At 47.6% G+C, this 18,843-nt stretch carries 14 protein-coding genes; all 14 read right to left on the reverse strand.

Annotated elements, in window-relative coordinates:
• Positions 1-894 (reverse strand): outer membrane protein assembly factor BamD, encoded by an 894-nt coding sequence (locus tag H3S83_RS08640; protein WP_198224301.1) that lies wholly within the window; start codon positions 892-894, stop codon positions 1-3.
• Positions 895-1,115: 221 nt separating this feature from the next.
• Positions 1,116-2,009 carry a UDP-3-O-acyl-N-acetylglucosamine deacetylase gene (gene lpxC / locus H3S83_RS08645; RefSeq protein ID WP_077971958.1) on the reverse strand — a complete coding sequence of 298 codons (894 nt, stop codon included), beginning with the start codon at positions 2,007-2,009 and terminating at the stop codon, positions 1,116-1,118.
• 922 nt (positions 2,010-2,931) lie between these two features.
• A complete protein-coding gene (ftsZ, locus tag H3S83_RS08650; protein ID WP_198237513.1) occupies positions 2,932-4,710 on the reverse strand; it encodes a cell division protein FtsZ in 1,779 nt (592 codons plus the stop codon).
• A gap of 69 nt (positions 4,711-4,779) precedes the next feature.
• On the reverse strand, positions 4,780-6,078 hold the full coding sequence (gene ftsA, locus H3S83_RS08655; protein WP_077971960.1) for a cell division protein FtsA: 1,299 nt from the start codon (positions 6,076-6,078) through the stop codon (positions 4,780-4,782).
• Positions 6,075-6,983 carry a cell division protein FtsQ/DivIB gene (locus tag H3S83_RS08660; RefSeq protein WP_369458754.1) on the reverse strand — a complete coding sequence of 303 codons (909 nt, stop codon included), beginning with the start codon at positions 6,981-6,983 and terminating at the stop codon, positions 6,075-6,077. Before H3S83_RS08660 ends, ftsA begins: the two co-directional genes overlap by 4 nt.
• Entirely contained in the window at positions 6,971-7,891 is a 921-nt protein-coding gene (locus H3S83_RS08665; RefSeq protein ID WP_077971963.1) for a D-alanine--D-alanine ligase, read from the reverse strand. Before H3S83_RS08665 ends, H3S83_RS08660 begins: the two co-directional genes overlap by 13 nt.
• 755 nt (positions 7,892-8,646) lie before the next feature.
• Positions 8,647-9,609, reverse strand: coding sequence for a UDP-N-acetylmuramate dehydrogenase (gene murB / locus H3S83_RS08670; protein ID WP_198239435.1), 963 nt, complete (start codon positions 9,607-9,609; stop codon positions 8,647-8,649).
• An 11-nt stretch (positions 9,610-9,620) separates the two neighbouring features.
• On the reverse strand, positions 9,621-11,030 hold the full coding sequence (gene murC / locus H3S83_RS08675; RefSeq protein ID WP_198239436.1) for a UDP-N-acetylmuramate--L-alanine ligase: 1,410 nt from the start codon (positions 11,028-11,030) through the stop codon (positions 9,621-9,623).
• A complete protein-coding gene (gene murG, locus H3S83_RS08680) occupies positions 11,027-12,151 on the reverse strand; it encodes an undecaprenyldiphospho-muramoylpentapeptide beta-N-acetylglucosaminyltransferase (RefSeq protein ID WP_198239437.1) in 1,125 nt (374 codons plus the stop codon). Before murG ends, murC begins: the two co-directional genes overlap by 4 nt.
• A 1-nt stretch (position 12,152) precedes the next feature.
• Entirely contained in the window at positions 12,153-13,298 is a 1,146-nt protein-coding gene (locus H3S83_RS08685) for an FtsW/RodA/SpoVE family cell cycle protein (RefSeq protein WP_078039702.1), read from the reverse strand.
• A gap of 180 nt (positions 13,299-13,478) precedes the next feature.
• On the reverse strand, positions 13,479-14,870 hold the full coding sequence (gene murD / locus H3S83_RS08690) for a UDP-N-acetylmuramoyl-L-alanine--D-glutamate ligase (RefSeq protein ID WP_198239438.1): 1,392 nt from the start codon (positions 14,868-14,870) through the stop codon (positions 13,479-13,481).
• A gap of 5 nt (positions 14,871-14,875) precedes the next feature.
• The gene (gene mraY, locus H3S83_RS08695; protein WP_198224289.1) at positions 14,876-15,946 is read right to left on the reverse strand and encodes a phospho-N-acetylmuramoyl-pentapeptide-transferase; all 1,071 of its coding nucleotides are present in this window, start codon (positions 15,944-15,946) and stop codon (positions 14,876-14,878) included.
• A gap of 22 nt (positions 15,947-15,968) precedes the next feature.
• On the reverse strand, positions 15,969-17,387 hold the full coding sequence (locus H3S83_RS08700) for a UDP-N-acetylmuramoylalanyl-D-glutamyl-2,6-diaminopimelate--D-alanyl-D-alanine ligase (RefSeq protein WP_198239439.1): 1,419 nt from the start codon (positions 17,385-17,387) through the stop codon (positions 15,969-15,971).
• Entirely contained in the window at positions 17,384-18,835 is a 1,452-nt protein-coding gene (locus tag H3S83_RS08705) for a UDP-N-acetylmuramoyl-L-alanyl-D-glutamate--2,6-diaminopimelate ligase (protein WP_198239440.1), read from the reverse strand. The genes H3S83_RS08700 and H3S83_RS08705 overlap by 4 nt, the downstream gene beginning before the upstream one ends.
• Between the last annotated feature and the right edge of the window lie 8 nt (positions 18,836-18,843).

Below are 18,843 nucleotides of genomic sequence, written 5' to 3' on the forward strand. Positions count from 1 at the left end.
TCAGGAACCTTTTTTCAGCCCGGTTTTGTTCAACGCACGGGATATCCACGAGGCTTTGTTTTCCTGTGGAGCTACCCCACCCTTTTGCAGCAGGTTGAAAGCGTCCTTATACCATTTGCTTTCCGGATAGTTCTGTCCAAGAACAGCAGCAGCCGTTTGCGCTTCCGAGGTTAGACCCAAAGCATAGTTTGCTTCTGTCAAACGATAGAGTGCTTCCTCGATCTGGTTCGTATTGGAATATTCTTCAACAACGGTGCGATAACGCTTGATAGCCGAAAGATATTGTTTGCGTTCCTGATAATAACGGCCGATCTGCATTTCTTTACCGGCAAGTTGCTCACGCCCGAAACGTATCTTGGTTTTGGCATCATCGACATATTCCGAATTAGGATAGCGGTCGACAACTTCCTGCATGGCAGCAATTGCGCGTTTGGTATCTTTCTGGTCGCGCGTAATATCGGGAATCTGCCGGAAATATGACAGACCGATAATATAATAAGCGTAAGCGGCTTCCTCGGATGTCGGATAAAGAGCAATATAGCGCTTGGCCATATTGACCGCTTCGTCGTAATTGCCCTTGCGGTAATTGGTAAAAGCCCCCATAACAAGAGACTTGCGTGCCCATTCGGTGTAAGGATGCTGACGATCAACCGCCTCGAATTTTTTTGCAGCTTCGCTTAAACGGCCGGCATCCAGATTAGCCAGAGCCTGATTATAAAGAACATCCGGCGGGTCGATTTTATCGACATAGGATGTCAGATCGATATCCTTGTCTTTTTTCGAACAACCGGCTGTCAGGCATACGCTGCCAAGCATCAGCCCGATAATGACTTTACGCAAGATAGTGGATTTGTTTGCTCCAGCATCCATAAAACACGAATTCAACTTCGTCATGCTCTCTCCGGCCTTCCGGCATACCCTTGTTTATCGAAACCCTAAAGACATCACCCAGCGCTTGATCAAGACCGAATAGAAGTCATGGGAGGTTATTATCGGCATTATCAACCTATAACATTAATATTGAATTAGCCGATTTTTACTCAATCGGTCAATCATTCCTTATAGACTGAATTATGACAAATCCCTGAAAAGAACAGTTATTACAATCGAATTTATTAAAATTCTTTTGTATCGAATGCAGTTTTGTCTTCAAGAAGTGCTTTTACAAGCCTTGCATTCAAGGCATGTCCACCACGAAATGACCTGAAAAGGCCGATAACGGGCGAACCGGTCATTGCTGTATCACCAATCGCATCCAATAATTTATGGCGGACAAATTCATTTTCATAATGAAGACCGTCCGGATTAACGACATTGTCATCAAAACCGATCACAATCGAATTTTCCAAAGACGAGCCGAGAGCCATACCTGCAGCCCAAAGTGTTTCAACATCCTTCAGGAAGCCAAAGGTGCGCGCTCTGGAAATTTCTTTTTTGAATTCTTCCGGTTTGCAATCAAAAACAATGGAGCTTTTGCCGATAATCGGGCTTGAAAATTCTATCGAAACGTCAAATCGTCTGCCATCAAACGGCTCGAACTCGGCAAAACCGTTTTTCGATTCGACCCTGACCTTTTTCTTGATGAGGATAAATTTGCGTTTAACGTTTTGATTAACAATTCCCGCTTTATCGAACGCCTCGCAATATGTCCATGAACCGCCATCAAGTATGGGTAACTCGTTATTTGAAACTTCAATGACAAGGTTATCAAGATTATAAGCATTGATTGCAGCCATCAAATGTTCGATAGTCTCGACACGGACTGCCCCCGTACCCAAAGTTGTCGAAAGGTCGGTTTTACCGGTTTCTTCAGAAACAGCACGGAAGCGCTTTTTTTCGCCCGAGGGTAAAACTCTTACAAATACGATCCCCGTTCCTGCTTCGGCAGGGTTGATCGTGAGGGTTGAAGGGAGACCACTGTGAACACCATACCCGCTTAATGTGACCGCTTTTGCCAATGTTGATTGGAAATGATGGTCAGGACCGGACTTTGAATGTTTACCAACCATAGTTGAAAGAATTTCCCTTCCTCGATTTTTAAAAAACTTTTCTTCACATAGCACTAATAACGATAATCTTCGACAAGGAATTTTATCAATTCCGTTGAAGCAAACCACCATTGCTCACCAATTCGAACTTTGACGGCTAATTTCCCAAATGTCATACACGATTTTCTTTAACATCATAACCGTCTTCACGTCTCGTCTTCGATCAAATTTTGCTTGTCACTCACTCCTGCCCGAAGAAGCCTCCGGAATTTATTTCCCGTTCAATATTGTTCATTCCCTACATTTTCACAAAGATGGTTTTGCGGGGCCTCTATTTCGCTGTTCCTCAATTTCGTGTCATGCCGTGATTTTGGTGTTCGCGTTTTTGAAACCGACATGCGGAAGTGGCTGCAAGTTGAAGAACCTCTTTTTCTTTTCAATATTTTTATCAAAGGGCGCCTTGAACATTGTTTTTCACTAAAAACACAAGCCGCTTTTTCAAACGTGCTCAGATTTATATAACAGATCAGAAAAATTCAGTCTTGGTTTTAAGTTTTTACCGCGGACCATAACGGGAATAGCAATTGTTTTAGCCATATGCAGCGCCAATTACCCAGATTTCTGCAACGCCAATTGCCCACTCTTCTTTAAAAGCCGATTGCACAAACTTCTTCAACGCCGATCACTCACTCTCCTTGAGCGCAAATTGCCCACAGCTCGTTCATAGGCTTTTGACGTTCGTCGAATCAAATAACAGGCTGGTTACGCCACTTTCGCCGTTTTCATTTCCGCAAAGCCGGATTGTGGTGCACGAAAAAAATTTGCAAACCGCATATACAAAAAAGCCGCTGTTTTAAAAAACAGCGGCAGTTTTGAGAAGGTTTTTGGGGCTTTTATAGTGTCGACCTCTCGAACAGGAGCCGACTTATTGTTACCTTCGTATTCAGTTTGCCTGACGGCGAAGGAAAGCCGGAATCTCCAACTGGTCTTCTTCGCTGACCGGCTGGCGTTGTTGTGGTTGCTGACGCGGTTGAGGTTCAGCAGACGGTTGCCGCCGAGGTGCGTAAACTGCAGCATCGGATGACAATTGACGGCGTGGTTCCTGATTTGGCAGAACCGGCTCGCGATTTTGTTTATGGGCAGGTTCCAAACGGGCTGTCGGCTCCTCATCGCGGTGAATCAAACTCTGCGTCAATTTTTGCCAAAGACTGCGTGGTCCCTGCTGAGCTTGTTGATGATGAGCGGCTGCATTGGCCTTTTCGCGGGCGACAGACGGAAAATCACGCAGTTCAGGCATTCTGACCGGTGCCGGACGCTGTTGGGGTGCTGCCTGTTTTTCGCGCATTGCCGGTACTTCGGTCATCTCATCAAGTACGCGGGCTGTTGCTTCCATATTTACCGGAGCTTGCTCACGCGGTTGAGACATACGAGGAGCCTGCATACGCGGTGTCTGCGGCATTTGCTGTGCCTGTGCATGAACCGTTGGCGAAGCTTGAATTTGCGGATTGGCGCGTTGCGGAATAACACCTGCGCTTGAGGAAGGAACTTTAAAAATTTCGCTCTGAGGCCGGAAAGGTTCCTCGACAGGCCTGTTCATTTCCAGTTCCAAAGCTTCCATGACCTCGACCATCGGCTGCGGTTTTGCTTCCGAAAGTTGAGCTTTCGGGCCAGCCTGTGGAATTGCATTATTCTCGAGCTTGCGTGCAGGGCCTGACACCTGATTTCCCTGCCCGTCTGTATCAGCGCCTTCGACGCTTGCACGGTCGATACCGGTTGCAACAACCGAAACACGGATGACACCTTCAAGCGATTCGTCATCAATCGCACCGAAGATCACATTTGCATCGGCATCGACTTCTTCACGAATACGATTGGCTGCTTCATCAACCTCGAACAAAGTAAGGTCACGTCCACCGGTGATCGAAATCAACAAGCCGCGAGCACCGCGCATTGACGTTTCGTCAAGTAGCGGATTGGCAATCGCTGCTTCTGCGGCTGCAAGAGCACGGTTTTCACCGGAAGCTTCGCCGGTTCCCATCATGGCGCGGCCCATTTCATGCATAACCGAACGCACATCGGCAAAATCAAGATTGATAAGGCCTTCTTTGATCATCAGATCGGTAATCGAGGCAACGCCGGAATAAAGCACCTGATCGGCCATCATGAACGCATCGGCAAAAGTGGTTTGTTCATTGGCAATGCGGAACAGGTTCTGGTTTGGAATAACAATCAGCGTATCAACGCATTTTTGCAATTCTTCAATACCGGCTTCGGCTGTTTTCATGCGGCGTGCACCCTCGAAATGGAAGGGCTTGGTAACAACACCGACAGTCAAAATACCTTTTTCTCTGGCTGCACGGGCAACCACTGGTGCAGCACCGGTACCAGTACCGCCCCCCATACCACAGGTAATGAAAACCATGTGGGAGTTACCGAGATGATCCACAATTTCATCAAGGCATTCTTCTGCTGCAGCCTGCCCGACTTCGGGAAGTGCGCCGGCACCAAGACCTTCGGTCACGGCCGCACCAAGCTGGATAACACGATCTGCCTTCGACATAGTCAATGCCTGGGCGTCCGTATTCGCGACAACAAAATCAACGCCCTGTAAGCCGGCATTGATCATATTATTGACAGCGTTACCGCCGCCACCGCCCACACCGAAAACAGTGATGCGTGGCTTCAATTCTGTAATATCTGGCCCGTGCAGATTGATTGTCATTGTCTTTTCCTTCTCAATAAGTACACCGCAAAGCCCTTAGCGGTAGAATTAGAAATATCACTCAACAACTCAAAAACTCTCGCGCAGCCATTGGCCTACGCGTTGAAAACGTCCCCCCGTACCAGTCTTGAGTTGACCGATCGTATGAACGATTTTCTCTTCGAAACTCGCCGTCTGCGGATAGATCATCAAACCGACAACCGCAGAAAACGCCGCTCCCTTAGCCAGAGTTGGCAACCCCGAAACTCCAAGCGGGCGACCGACCCTTACATTACGTCCCAATATCTTGCGTGCTGTCTCGGGCAAGCCGGTAAGCTGGCTCCCTCCACCCGTCAGCACAATACGTTTTCCGATAACATGGCCAAATCCGGAACGATTGAGCCTGTCACGTACCATTTCAAGAATTTCTTCCACACGTGCCTGAATAATGCGTGTCAAAACAGCACGTGGATATTGCATTTCGCTTCGTTCGTCCGCGATCGGCGAAATGCTGATCATATGTCTATCATCGACGCCACCGGGGAGTGTTGACCCATGCATAACTTTCAGTCTTTCGGCATCTTCCAGAGGCATCGAAAAACCACGTGCTATATCAAGCGTGACATGGTTGCCACCAACAGGAATAGCATCGGCATGAACAAAATGATTATCGGAAAAAACCGAAAATGTAGTTGTGCCGCCACCTATGTCGATACATGCAGCCCCCAAACGGGCCTCATCATCAACGAGCACTGCAAGACCGCTTGCAAATGGTGTTGCAACCATAGCTTCCACACTGATGTGGGCGCGATTGATACAGGCTTCAAGATTGCGCAATGGTACAGTTTCTGCCGTTAAAACATGAACATCCACACCAAGGAGATTACCTGTCATTCCTATTGGATCCGAAATCCCCTTTTCACTATCAAGCGAATAGCTGAGCGGAACCGAATGGACAATGTGACGATCAAGTGCAAATGCTTTTCTTGATGCACTGGCAAGAACCGAGCGAACATCACGTGAAGAGACTTCACGTCCGCTCACATCATATTCGCCATGAACAACAACACTTCTCAAGCGGGCAGATGAAAAATTGACGATTAATGAATCGACAATCAAACCTGCCATTTTTTCCGCGGCATCAACTGCGAGGCGAACAGATTGTTCTGCCGCCGCCATATCCATAACAACGCCGGATTTGATCCCGCGGGAACGTTGCACGCCAAAGCCCAAAATTTCAATATGGTGCGTACGGCCGGGCAAATATTGCATATGATCAAAAGGACGCAAACGCGCAATGACGCAAACAACTTTGCTTGAGCCCATATCAAGCACTGTCAACAGACGGGTCTTACGCAATCCGTTATGTCCTGAGCCGAGCAGATTCATGCGTGACCTGCCTTCCGAGCCTTCAAATGACGCTCTTCTTCTTTAACAACGTTATTACGCCGCTCCAATGCCTCATCCGACAATGCAACAGTAATACGATCAGGAAGCCGTAAATCAACACTCAAAACGTCGCGACTAAAAAGCCCTTGTTCTTTATCGGCCTTGACTGCATCCGCAAGTCTCGCAATAGCATCCGTTTCCGGCAATTTGATACGAACGCCATTATCAAGCAGAACATCCCAACGCCGGTCACCCACACGTACATAAGCCCGTACATGTTCTTTAATTTCCGGAAAAGCGGCTACTTCATGCACAAAATCGGATGCCTTTTTATCGGCACCAATACCGACAACAAGCGGCAAATCACCCGCAAGGCCCGGTTTGAACGGCACGATCACCCGCCCTGCGTCATCAATAATATCAAGATTATCGCCATGCTGCCAAACTGCATAAGGCTGCCGCTCGACAAGCGAAACACGAACACGATCCGGATAGATCTTTTGAACGTCGACCGATTGTATCCATGGAAGTTGTGCAAGCGCCTCACGCGCTTTGACTGCATCAAAACCGATCATCGAGGTTTCGCCATCAAGACCGAGAGCCGAAAGAACATCAAGTTCCGACATGCGGTTATTACCGGCAATTTCTACATCTTCGACTGCAAAACCGAATGTCGATGTTGTGGCTTTTACAACATCATCGGTGTGGCCACCTGCCGAAATACCATAGCAAGCTGTTGCACCAAAAAAGAGGACGACTGCAAACGCACCAAAATGGCGTGGCAGCTCGATGTCAGCCTGAACAATTTGAGAGACAGTACGCCGCAACCGCCGGTAAAGGCGGGGCAATATCGACATCGCAAGTGTCGAAAAACCGTCCTCTTGTTGACCGTTCAACGCATACACGACGCGTCCTCCAACATCCATTTTACAAGATCGCCAAACGAGCGACCCGCCACTTTCGCCATGTCCGGTACAAGAGAGGTGGGTGTCATACCCGGTTGTGTATTGATTTCCAACCAGACCAACTCACCTTTCTCCTCGTCAAAACGAAAATCCGAGCGGCTAACACCTCTGCACCCGAGTGCCTGATGTGCTGCCACAGACATCCTTTGCACATTTTGGTAAATATTTGGTGAAAGTGGCGCAGGACAAACGTGTTTTGATCCGCCTGGCTTATATTTTGATTGAAAATCGTAAAATTGAAACTCTTTATCCGGCACAATCTCGCAAACTTCCAACGCTTCTCCACCCAGAACAGCGCAGGTCAGCTCCCTTCCCGCAACATATTTTTCTACGATGACATCATCGCCATAGTGCCAGGATGATCCGGTAATTTCGGATGGCGGTGTATTTTGACCGGCCTTGACGATAACCACGCCAAAGCTCGACCCCTCATAAACCGGCTTGATGACATAAGGAGGCTCGATCGGATGGATTTTTCCAATCTCGAAACGGTTCATCACGCGCGAAGGCGCAACCTTTACACCATTTGCTGCCGCAACGATTTTTGCCCGCCCCTTATCCATAGCAAGAGCGGACGCCAAAACACCCGAATGGGTGTAAGGAATTTGCAAAAATTCCAATATGCCCTGAATACGGCCATCTTCACCAAAAATACCGTGTAAAGCATTGAACGCAATATCAGGCTTTAATTCCGACAGTCTGGACGCAACATCGCGCCCGACATCAACTTTTGTGACTTTATAACCGAGATTTTCAATGGCCTCTGCACATGCCGTTCCCGAAGACAGACTTATCGGGCGCTCGGAAGAAAAACCACCCATCAATACGGCAACATGCTTTTTCGCCATTACGAAAAAACTCCCTCAGAAACCACTAAATATAGACCCCATCTAAACAACCGATACTATCGGTCGTCTGAAAATCCAAATCATCCTTGCGAATCAATGGACTAGCATTAACCATAATGAATCAGAATCGTCCCATTCTGACAACCCCCGCATCATGCAAGATGCTGATTCGAAAGGCGAAATTCCTTTCATCCCTTTGAAATGACTCATAGATTTTTTTCAGTTTTTTTTCATTATCTGTCATTTTATCCGTCGGCATAATCCGTTCTTTCGAAAAACGGCAATTGCAGGCCCCCCCTCGCATCCGAGTGGTTTTGCTAATTCCTGTCTTACAATTTTGAAAAACGAACAAAAATACGCGATACACAGACTGACTTTTAACGGCTTTGATGAAAGCTCCGGTCAGAAGCCCGAGTTTTACGCAAAACAACGTAATCACTAAAAAAGATAACCGGCTTTATAACCTGACAGATTCCCGTTCCGGAAATATAAGTATTTTCCGGAAATCATCCGTAAGTTTTTCCATTGTTCAAAAAATCGGACAATGCATAAAATTTATTAGATCATAAACCAGCTAAATTTTATTTTATATTTATTACAGTGTAATTATACACAAGATTATAAATAATCAAATTCATTTTTATAAATGTTTTTATCTTTCAGGGTATTAAAATTATAAAATTACAAGTCTTTGAAATGGGCCTGAATTGAAAAGGCGCAAAGATTTGCTTGCGCCTCTTTATTTTTTACCCGTTTCAATGGGGAGCTATAAAAGGTTCTACAATTCTATCGGGCAAAAATTGGCCTATACGTTTAATTTCCCAATGAAGCACAATTCCGGTTTTTTCAAACACCCGCTTCCTTACTGTTTCGCCTAAAAGCTCGAGATCATAGGCGGTTGCATTACCTTTATTGATCATGAAATTACAATGCATGGTGCTCATCTCGGCTCCACCAATTGTCAAGCCGCGACAGCCTGCTTCATCAATAACTTTCCATGCCGATGTACCCTCGGGATTACGGAAGGTTGAACCGCCGGTTTTTTCGCGAATGGGCTGAACTTCTTCGCGGTGGCGAATGGCCTCGTCCATGGCTTTTTTAATGTCTTCCTTGTTGCCTTTTGGCCCTTCAAGCAAAGCACCGACAAAGATCAAACCATCATCGACTTTTGATTGGCGATAGGAATAGTGCATATCCGAAAGATTGAGAATATGGCGTTTTCCCTCACGGTCGAATGCATAGACTTCAACAACATGTTGTGCTGTCTCGCCGCCATTGGCTCCGCCATTCATCTTCAATGCGCCGCCGAGACCTCCCGGTATTCCGCAATAAAAATGAAAACCTGAAATTCCGGCTTCCAGTGCGACAGAAGCAAGCCTTTTATCGGTAGTTGCGGCACCCGCAAAAATGCGCGTCTGCGAAACTTGCTGGGTTTCACCAAAACCTTTGGCCGAAAGGCGGATTGTTACACCGGCAATGCCGCCATCACGTATCAGCAAATTGGAACCGATACCGACAATTGTTATCGGTATATCACGCGGCAATTTTTGTAAAAAAGCTGCAAGATCGGCTTCATCTGCCGGTTGATAGAAGACTTCGGCAAGGCCACCGGAGCGAAACCAGGTGACTTTGCTCATATCCACATTAGGGTGAATTCGTCCTCTTATGCCTTCAAGAGAAGGTTGCAACCGCTTTAAAAGTGCTTCGCCATCTATCATCTGACCAAAACTTATTTTTTATCGAGATCTGCCAATTCATTGGGTAGAGCATAAGCCCATTGGGTAATATTGCCAGCCCCGAGGAAGACAACATAATCACCGGGCTTGGCAATTTTTCTCACAATCGGGGCGATTTCCTTCGGGTCGGCAATATATCGCGCATCACGATGGCCGGCAGTTTTAATCCGGTCAACCAGAGCTTTCGAGTTGACACCTTCAATCGGGTCTTCTCCGGCCGGATAAACCGGAGCGACAAGAATTGTGTCGGCATCATTGAAACAGGTTGCAAATTCATCAAAAAGGTTATGAAGGCGCGTATAACGGTGCGGCTGGGCAATAGCAATGACACGACCTTTTACACTCTCACGAGCAGCTTTCAGCACAGCTTTGATTTCAACCGGATGGTGTCCATAGTCATCAAAAATTTCGACACCGTTCCAGCTACCGGTATGGGTAAAGCGGCGTTTGACACCGCCAAAGCCTGCCAATCCTTTGATAATGGCATCATCGGGAACGCCAAGTTCGTGAGCAACTGCAATGGCTGCCGTGGCATTCAGCACATTATGACGACCAGGCATTGGCAAAACCAGATTTTTCATCTCGATAACTGCTCCGGTTTTACGCGAGCGGATAACAACATCAAAATGCGATTTCGGCCCTTCCATATGGTGGTTCAGAAAGCGCACATCTGCCTGCGGGTTGGAGCCGTAAGTGATGACGCGACGGTCATCAATGCGGCTCACCAATGCTTGCACTTCCGGATGATCAAGACACATGACGCCAAAGCCGTAGAAAGGAACATTCTCGACAAATTGCAAGTAAGCTTCGCGTTCTGCTTCGAAAGTCCCGTAATGATCAAGATGTTCAGGATCAATATTGGTAACAACTGCGACATCGGCGGGAAGTTTTAAAAATGTACCATCGCTTTCGTCGGCTTCGACCACCATCCAATCGCCTTCACCCATACGTGCATTGGTACCATAAGCGTTGACAATACCGCCATTGATCACAGTCGGGTCCAGATTACCGGCTTCAAGAAGCGTGCCGATCAATGAAGTGGTTGTGGTTTTTCCGTGCGTACCGCCAATAGCGACAGCCTGTTTGAAACGCATCAATTCGGCAAGCATTTCAGCCCGTCTCACAATCGGTAGATGACGTTCTTTGGCTGCAATATATTCCGGATTATTTTTATGAATAGCCGTTGAAACAACGACAACTTCGGCCTGCCCCAGATTATCGGCACTGTGACCGACATGAATTTTTATTCCGTGGGAGCGCAAACGCTCGACATTGGCATTGTCCGCCTGATCGGAACCTTGAACTTTATAGCCCAGATTATGGAGCACTTCGGCAATACCGCTCATGCCTATACCCCCAATTCCCACAAAGTGGATTAGGCCAATACTCAAGGGCATTTTCATGAAGTTTCTCCTTCTTTAAATTCTTTTACTGTTTTGCCCGCAACCAATGCTTCTGCAAGATCTGCCAATTTTTTTGTGGCATCTCTATGACCTGCAGTTTTGGCAACTTTTGCCTGTGTAATAAGAAGAGCGCTGTTTTTGGCAACCGCATCAATCATTTTTGCAAGCTCGTGACTATCAAGTTCTTTCTGCTGCATCACTTTAACGGCACCGGTCGCAGCGAGCCTTGCTGCATTGGCTGCCTGATCGTGATCGAGTGCATAAGGGTATGGAACGAGCAAAGCGGGTCTGCCGATTGCTGCAATTTCAGACACTGTAGAAGCGCCCGATCGTGCAATAATGAATTGGGCATCGGCAATACGCTTCGGCATATCCTCGAAAAATTCTTTAACGTCGGCTTCGACTTGAAGATTCCGATAGGTTTCGACGAGTTCGTTTTGGTCACCCCTGACCTGCTGGACAATATGCAACCGTTTTTTTACATCATCGCCAAGCAGCTTTACCGCTGCCGGTACAATTTCATTGAAAAATGAAGCTCCCTGACTGCCTCCGAAAATCAAAAGATTGAAAGCATCAGTTCCATCAGACGGGCGATAGGGTTGTTCCGAGGCTTCGATCACCGCATCACGAACCGGATTGCCGGTTACAACAATTTTGTCTTTATATGGACCTTCATCCTCAAGAAAGCCGCCGGCAATGGCATCAACCCGTTCAGCCAAAGCCTTATTGGCACGCCCCATCACCGCATTCTGCTCGTGAATAAAGGCGCGCAAACCAATCGACTTTGCCGCATAAAGCGGCGGCAATGTGGGATAGCCGCCAAATCCTGCAACAAGTACGGGTCGCAATTTTTTAAATAACCGTCGTGATGCCCGAACACCTTTCAAAAGCTGCCAGAGAGTTTTCGCCACCGCAAAAGGATTTTTGCTCGTTATGGTTGCCGAGGGAATAACATGCACATGATCATCGTCAAATGTGCGCACAAAGCGTCTTGCCCTATCATCGGTAATCAAATGGACATCATAGCCTCGCCGGACAAGTTCGCCTCTTAAAGCTTCGGCAGGAAAAAGATGGCCACCGGTGCCACCCGCAACCAGAACAATTATTTTTTTATCAGTCATCTCACACCGCTGGCAGAATAGTCGGTAACGACGCTGAAAGCCTTGCTTCGGGGCGTCTGCGCGTCAAGCTCAACAAGATTCCCATGGAAATTGCAATTGCCACCATAGACGAACCACCATAAGAGATAAATGGCAAAGTCATGCCTTTTGGCGGCATTAAATGCAGGTTAACTGCCATATTGATCATGGATTGGCAACCGAACAGAATAGCCATGCCTGCAATAGCAAAGCGGGTAAAAGAATCCCGTTCGTTCATGGCAATTTTCATGGATCTGATAACGATGAAGGCGAAAAGTGCAACAATCAGCAAGCAAAGAACAATGCCATATTCTTCCGCCGCAACCGAAAATACAAAGTCTGTGTGACTGTCTGGAACAATCCGTTTGACTGTGCCCTCGCCCGGCCCCTGCCCGAACCAGCCGCCATGCAAAATAGCCTCACGCCCGACATCCACCTGAAATGTATCGCCTTCGCCGGTCAAAAACCCGTTGACGCGTTCCTGAACGTGGTGAACGAAAAGATAGGCGCCAAAACCGCCAACAATCGCAAGCCCGATGAACAGAATGATGATGAAAATCGGCACACCGGCAAGGAAGAACAGGCCGCCCCAAGTGGCGCTGATAAGCATTGTCTGCCCGATATCGGGCTCAAGCACCAGAAGGCACGCACATGTTCCATAAAGAATAATGGCAAGCAAAAAGCCCGGAATGCCGTTTTTTCTGGTCTGATCGGAAAAAAGCCATGCCGACATAACGACGAAAGCCGGTTTCATGAATTCGGATGCCTGAACGGATACGCCGAGCACAGAAATCCACCGTCTCGACCCCTTGACTTCAGCGCCAAACAACAAGGTTGCGACCAATAGAACAAGCGTTACAAGCAGTAGCAGTGCGCAAAACCGGCGAATATTGCGCGGGGTAAAGAAGGAAACGAAAATCATCGTAAAAAGCGCGGGGAAGCTGAAAATAATGTGCCAACGCACAAAATAGAAACTGTCGGCAATACCGATTTTGCTTGCAACGGTAGGACTTGCAGCAAAGGAAAGCATAATACCAAGCCCCATTAACATGAGACAGGCTGCCAGAATTGGCCGGTCTATTGTCCACCACCAATTGGCTATCGGTCCACGGTCTGCACGAGAAACCATTTCAACCCCTTTGTCACTATCATACAGTCAAGAACAATTTTTGCTCATTTATCAGTAGAAATTACGCCGAAAAGGATTCCGGTTGGTTAACGCGCACCCAACTTTTTAATAATGGACGAAAAAATGGCTTCGACCGTCTCAAGCCGAAGCCATGAAATATAGGAGAAACAAAAATGGAGATTACAACGCTTTTACAAAAGCTTTGAAGGCATCACCACGAGCGCCGTAATTTTTAAACTGGTCATAGCTTGCACAAGCAGGCGAAAGCAGAACGGCCACTTCTTCGGCTTTGTCTGCCCCAGCATCCTGATGGGCTTCCTGAACAGCTTTTTCCAGCGTTCCCGACATTGAAATCGGAAATGCGCCATTGATGGTGCGGGCAAAATCTTCCGCAGCATCACCAATGAGATAGGCTTTGCGGATTTTCGGGAAATAATCTTTCAAAGCGGTAATGCCGCCTTCTTTTGCAAGACCGCCGATAATCCAGTAAATATGATCAAAGGTGGCAAGTGCCGGTGCGCTTGCCTCGGCATTGGTTGCCTTGCTATCATCGACATAAAGAGCATTGCCGATTTTTCTGACCTGCTGCATACGGTGCGGCAGCCCGACATAGGAGGCAAAAATCCGCTGCAATTCAACAGGTTTTATTTTTAAAATATCAAGGGTGCCGAGTGCCATTAAAGCATTCTGGGCATTGTGGCTGCCACGAAGCGAGGAAATTCCGGAAAGTGACAAACGTGCTTCCGCTTTGCCATTTTCCACACTGAAAAGCTCGTCTTTGACAGCATAATATCCGCTCTTCAAAACCTTGTCTTTTGAAACGGGATAAACTTTATGATGGTCATGTAAAAGCTCTTCATAGATTTTTGTCGAGTTTTCATCATCAACCGCAACGAGTGCCGTTTTTGCGCCATTTACCAGCCGCTTTTTGATTTCGCAATAATGGGCAAATGTCCCGTGCCGGTCGATATGATCGGGCGAAATATTAAGAAGAATGCCAACCGTCGGATTGATGGACGGCGTCAGATCAATCTGGAAAGACGAGCATTCGATCACATAAAAACGATTTTTTTCAAACGGCTCGAGCGACAAAATAGCGGTACCGATATTGCCCCCCATTTCCGACAATTTTCCGCTCTCGTTCAGAAGATGATTGATGAGCGCTGTTGTGGTGGATTTGCCATTGGTGCCGGTAATTGCAATGAAGGGCATATCCGCGTCGGCAAGTTTATTGTGTTTGAGATAAGCATTGCGCTCGCGAATGAACAATTCAATGTCGCCGATAATTTCAACACCGGCAGCTTTTGCAAGTTTGACTGTCCAGTGGGGTTCGGGATTGGTGAGCGGCACACCGGGAGCTAGAACGAGAGCCGAGATTGTTGACCAATCGACATTATGAAGATCGCTCACCGGAATATTCTCAGCACGCGTTTTTTCGACGGTCTCCATCTTGTCGTCCCATGCGACAACTTCCGCGCCACCGGCGAGAAGTGATTTTGCTGTGGCAACACCCGAACCACCAAGGCCAAAGAGTGCAACTTTTTTATTCTTGAAAGAATTGACTATAATCATTTTGCTTATCTTAATTTAAGAGTTGAAAGACCGATCAGGGCAAGCACAATCGAGATAATCCAGAAACGTATAACGACCTGACTTTCTGTCCAGCCTTTTTTCTCGAAATGGTGGTGGATCGGCGCCATGAGGAAAACGCGTTTTCCTGTCAATTTGAACCAGAAAACCTGAATAATAACGGAGAGTGCTTCCATAACGAACAGCCCACCAATGACAGCAAGAACGATTTCATGTTTTGTTGCAACCGCAACAGCACCCAACATACCGCCAAGTGCAAGCGAGCCGGTGTCGCCCATAAAAATTGCGGCAGGCGGCGCATTAAACCACAAAAAGCCAAGTCCCGCTCCGACAACAGCGCCGAGAAGCACTGTCAGTTCGCCTGAACCCGCGACATAGTGGATCTGAAGATAATCGGCAAAATTGATATTGCCGGACAAATAGGCAATGAGCGCGAATGACGAAGCGGCCACCATGACCGGAACAATGGCAAGGCCGTCAAGACCATCAGTAAAATTGACCGCGTTACCCGCTCCCACCATGACAAAAGCAGCAAAGGGAATAAAAAACCAGCCGAGATTGAGCAAATAATCTTTTACAAAAGGAAGTGCGAGGCCCGTTGATTCGCTATGCATAATGACGCCGGATGCGACAATGGCAATGATAAATTCCAATGTCAGACGAGCCTTTCCGGAAAAGCCTTTTTCGCTTTGTTTGGTGACTTTGAGATAATCATCATAAAAGCCGATTGCGCCGAAGGCCAACATAACGAGAAGCACAACCCAAAAATAGATATTGGAAAGATTACACCATAGAAGTGCAGAAACCACCGTACCGCTTAAAATCATCAAACCGCCCATTGTCGGCGTACCGGCTTTTTTGAAGTGGGTTTGCGGGCCGTCGGCACGGATTGGCTGGCCTTTGCCCTGACGCACTTTCAACGAAGCGATAATGCTTGGTCCGAACAGAAAGACAATAAGTCCCGACGTTAGCAAAGCCGCACCGGTGCGGAATGTGATATAGCGGAACACACCGACACCGGGCAGAATATCGGTCAGCGATGAAAAATACATCAACATGGAAGCTTGGCCTTTTTAACTTTCAATCGGCTTTCTTATAACGTTCAAGCAAAGCCGACACAACACGCGAAGAGCGAATAGAATTCGATGATTTGACCATGATGACATCACCATCATGAATGTCTTTGAGAACGAGAGGGATAATCTCTTCCACATTTTCTTTCAAATAAACTTTGAGCTTTTTTGCAAGCTCCTGTTCCAAAGGTCTGATTTCGCGTCCAATGAGATAAACCGGATTGGCACCCGAGGTAAAAACCGGTTCGGCAAGTTCGCGGTGAAGTTTTTCGCTATATTTGCCAAGTTCGAGCATATCGCCAAGCACCGCAATGCGCCGCCCGCGTGCGCCGGTTTTGGCTTGTTTCAAAAGTTCAAGACTTGCCCGCATGGAAGCTGGATTGGCATTATAACTTTCGTCAATCAGCGTGAATGTCCCGCCCGATGGCAATTCCAGATGATAACGTGCGCCGCGCCCGTTTTCGGCGCTAAATGTTGCCATTGCCATAACAATATGTGCCATATCGGCACCAACACAATCACACGCGCCGAGCACTGCCAGACAGTCCTGCACGATATGGCGCCCGGGAGCGGCTACTTTCACCATGGCTTCAGTGTCGCCGATCTTCACACTCATACTTGAACAGTCGGCCAACATATGGAGTTTTTCCAATCGGTAATCAGCAGAATCGGCTTCGCCGAAACTCAATATATTTTCAATCCCGCACGCTTTGGCCTTATCGGAAAGAAAGTGGAAAAAATCATCATCGGCATTAAGAAGAGCTGTCCCGCCTTTTACGACACCTTCGAAAATTTCAGCTTTCGCTGTGGCAATTTCCTCGACACTCGAGAAGAACCCCAGATGCACCGCCGCAACCTTGGTAATAATGGCTAAGTGAGGCCGCACCATTTTTACCAATGGACGGATTTCACCAGAATGGTTCATGCCGATTTCAAACACTCCGTAATCTGTATCGGCTGGCATACGGGCAAGGGTTAGCGGCACTCCCCATAGATTATTGAAGGAGGCCGGATTGGCGTGAACTTTTCCGACAGCTCCAAGACAGTGGCGCAGTGCTTCTTTCGTCGTCGTTTTGCCGACAGATCCGGTCACAGCAATAATTTTTGCGCTTGATCTTGCCCGCGCTGCCACTGCAAGCTCATCCAATGCCTTCAGCGCATCATTAACCGCTATCATCGCTACGCCAAGCTTTTGGAGATCCGCTTTGTGGGCTTTTTCGATAATCAACAAGCCTGCACCAGCCTCGGCAGCTTTCGCCGCAAAATCATGGCCGTCGAGTTTTTCGCCCTTGATACAGAAAAAGATTTCGCCCCGCTTTACGGTGCGGCTGTCTATCGAAACGCCTGATAATTCATCCGGCAAATTGCCGATGATCTCGCCATCAATTGCTTTTTCAAGCTCGGCTTTCGTCCATAATGGCTTCATTTATGCTGTCCTTCCAAGGCCTCCGTTATTTCCTGATGGTCAGAAAAAGGATGAACTTCGGTTCCGATAATCTGCCCTTTTTCATGCCCTTTTCCGGCAACAACCAATGTATCGCCGCTTTGAAGCAGGGAAATGGCATAACGGATGGCTTCTCTTCTATCCCCGATTTCTTTGGCGCCGCTTGCCGCTGCCATAATTTCTTTGCGGATTTCGGCGGCATTTTCGGTGCGCGGATTATCATCGGTCACAATAACAATATCGGCATATTTGGTAGCGATTTTCCCCATAATCGGGCGTTTACCCTTGTCACGGTCACCACCACAGCCGAACACCACAACCACTCTTCCGGTGGTAAAAGCTTTGACAGCAAGCAAAACCTGTTCCAGCGCTTCCGGTTTATGGGCATAATCAACATAGATTGCCGCTTTGTCTTTTGTTGTCCCCACAAGTTCAAGACGCCCCGGTGCTCCTTGCAAACGTTCAAGTGCACGAAAAACAGCAGCAGCCGACACACCTGTTGCAAGTGTGAGACCTGCTGCAACAAGCGCATTGGAAACCTGAAAGTCTCCTGCCAGCGGTAGCGTGAACTCGAAAACCTCGTTATCGACAATGCAATCAACAAATTGGCGCGAGCGTTGGTGCTCGATATGGCGCAATTTGATAAAATCACCCTTACGCCCGACCGTTAAAACCTGCCGTTTTGAACGTTTGACATGTTCGATTGCCGCTTCCGAAAACTTGTCATCGGCAAAAATGACGGCAGGAGCATCTTTCGGCAAAAGTGTGTCGAAGAGACGCATTTTGGCTCTGAAATAATCCTCAACAGTGGGATGATAATCCATATGGTCGCGCCCGAGATTGGTAAAAGCGGCGGCAGCAAGATGGACACCATCGAGGCGGCGCTGATCTATACCGTGAGAGGAAGCTTCCATGGCAACATGGGTCACACCTTCATCAACAAGTTCGGCCATTATCTGTTGTAACCTCACCGGATCAGGCGTGGTCAAAGAACCATATTCATTTTTCACTGGCGTAATTACGCCGATTGTTCCAATTGTCGCGGCAGCAAAACCGGCATCTTTCCATATCTGACGCGTAAATGAAGCGACAGATGTTTTACCGCTTGTGCCGGTAACAGCCACAACAGTCTCGGGTTGTTTTCCGAAGAAACGTGCTGCAATGAGTGCCAATTGATGACGTGCATCCGCTACACGTAAAATTGGAACATTGCTGTTCGTCAATTTAAAATCATGGTCGGTGAGAATAGCAACGGCGCCCCGTTTTGCTGCGTCTTCGGCATAAACGCCGCCATCGCCTTTATTCCCTTTGAGAGCGACAAAAAGGAAACCGGGCATAACTTTTCTGGAATCGGCGGTCACGCCCTTAATTTCAACAGAGGGCACGATCGTTTTCTGGTGAACACCGCTTATCAGTTGATCAAGTTTCATGCGCTATC

Origin of the sequence: Bartonella sp. W8122, from assembly GCF_016102485.1 — a bacterium.
GTDB lineage: Bacteria > Pseudomonadota > Alphaproteobacteria > Rhizobiales > Rhizobiaceae > Bartonella > Bartonella apihabitans.